Source organism: Micromonospora endophytica (assembly GCF_003236305.1).
GTDB classification, from domain to species: domain Bacteria; phylum Actinomycetota; class Actinomycetes; order Mycobacteriales; family Micromonosporaceae; genus Micromonospora; species Micromonospora endophytica.
Genome location: NZ_POTX01000512.1, coordinates 1 through 693, shown reverse-complemented (window position 1 = coordinate 693; position 693 = coordinate 1). Strand labels below are relative to the sequence as shown.

General features: G+C 68.0%; 1 protein-coding gene. It reads right to left on the bottom strand.

From position 1 onward, the window contains the following. Positions 1-17 precede the first annotated feature (17 nt). On the bottom strand, positions 18-530 hold the full coding sequence (locus C1I93_RS30840; protein ID WP_111246725.1) for an Lrp/AsnC family transcriptional regulator: 513 nt from the start codon (positions 528-530) through the stop codon (positions 18-20). Positions 531-693 lie beyond the last annotated feature (163 nt).

Sequence of the window (693 nt, the reverse complement as noted above, 5' to 3'; positions counted from 1 at the left end):
GGGCCCGGCGGGGCGGGTCAGGCGGTGCCCCAGCTGTAGGTCTGCTTGCGTAGCTTGAGATAGACGAACGCCTCGGTGGAGACCACGCCGGAGACCGCGCGTAGCCGTTGCAGGATCTCCAGCAGGTGCGCGTCGTTGCGGCAGACCACCTCGGCCAGCAGGTCGAACGAGCCGGCGGTGATCACCACGTAGTCGACCTCGTCCAGCTCGGCGATGCGGTCCGCGACGCTCTCCAGGTCGCCGTCGGTGCGCAGCCCGATCATGGCCTGGCGGGGGAAGCCGAGCTGAAGTGGGTCGGTCACCGCGACGATCTGCATGACGCCGGCGTCGAGCAGGCGCTGCACCCGCTGGCGTACCGCAGCCTCGGAGAGCCCGACCGCCTTGCCGATGGTGGCGTACGGGCGGTGCCCGTCCTCCTGCAACTGCTCGATGATCTGTTTGGCCACGTCGTCGAGGAGGACGTGGCTGGCCCCCTCGCGCCCGCTGACCCGGCGCCCGCCGTTGCCATTGTCGTGCTGCCGGTTCGTCATCGACCGCTCCCCATGTGCGTCACCCGGGTGAGCCTAACGGCATCGGCCACTCCGGCGTAATTCGTCGTACATAGCTATCCCAGCAACGGAATCCCTTGTGAGTGAGGATTGCTCATGTCAGGATCAGTCGTCCATCGCCATTGACCCTCCCACCGGCGCGGCC

Bases quoted from the DNA above. Each gene is read 5' to 3' on its own strand.
- C1I93_RS30840 (WP_111246725.1), bottom strand. From the start codon at position 530: ATGACGAACCGGCAGCACGACAATGGCAACGGCGGGCGCCGGGTCAGC.